This window comes from Oleiphilus sp. HI0043, assembly GCF_001634935.1.
Window position 1 is genome coordinate 1 of sequence record NZ_LWEY01001465.1, and the last position, 920, is coordinate 920.

1 protein-coding gene and 1 pseudogene are annotated in these 920 nt (G+C 45.5%); both read left to right on the forward strand.

What is annotated here, in order from left to right:
• Window positions 1–283 (forward strand): IS3 family transposase (locus A3729_RS20700; protein ID WP_156498054.1); only part of this gene is annotated, 283 nt, incomplete at its 5' end.
• A gap of 15 nt (window positions 284–298) precedes the next feature.
• Window positions 299–920 (forward strand): annotated as a pseudogene (locus A3729_RS20705) (hypothetical protein); the annotation flags it as partial.

Genomic DNA, 920 nt, shown 5'->3' on the forward strand with positions numbered 1-920 from the left:
TGCGAGTGATGCCTTTAGAAGGTTATTGGATCAACACGGCATCCAAGGAAGCATGAGTCGGCGTGGCGACTGTTGGGATAATGCGGTAGTAGAAAGCTTCTTTGGAAGCCTGAAGCAAGAGCGCGTGCAATGGCGAAGTTACCAAACTCGCTATGAGGCACAGCAGGATATTTTGGATTACATATCCATGTTTTATAACAGTCGGCGGCTGCATTCTTACTTGGGCTACATGAGCCCGAATGAATACGAAGCTCAGGCAATTGAAATGAAAAAAGTATCTTAACTGGGTTGGTCAAAAATGCTAGACCACGTCATTGAGCTTTGGGGTGGTACGGTTGATGTTGATGGTCTGTACATCTACAACGCAGGTGATGATTCAATCGATACTGACCAGGGTTATATCGGCACTCTTTCAAACGTTTACGTTCAGCAAGTTGTTGTTGATGATGAGATTGACTCACGTGCAATCGAAGCTGACTCGCACAGCACTGACGATGCAGGCACACCAATTGCTAAGCCAACGCTTGAAAATGCAACACTAGATACAATCGGTCGCGCTATTCGTCTTCGTGAAGGTACAGGCTACGTATTTAACAACGTACAAGTTAATGTTAAGTCTTCAAGTGCTGATGCATCACTAATTGGGACACAGGTTGATGACGGTGAAGGTGGTACTGAAGAGTACACTGAAGCTGATTACATTGCAGACATCGCAGCAATCCGTGTAAGTGATACTGCTGTAACTGGCGATGAAATTGAAACAGCAGGTGCTGGTATCGCGATCAAGAATGACGCAGTTGAGTTAGTGATTGATGATGCTGTAACAGGCGACATCGGTGCTGACGGTATCATCACTAGTGGTAAGGGTATCTATCGTGACGAAGGTACACGTGAAATTTTCCGTGCACTTGGTGATGTAC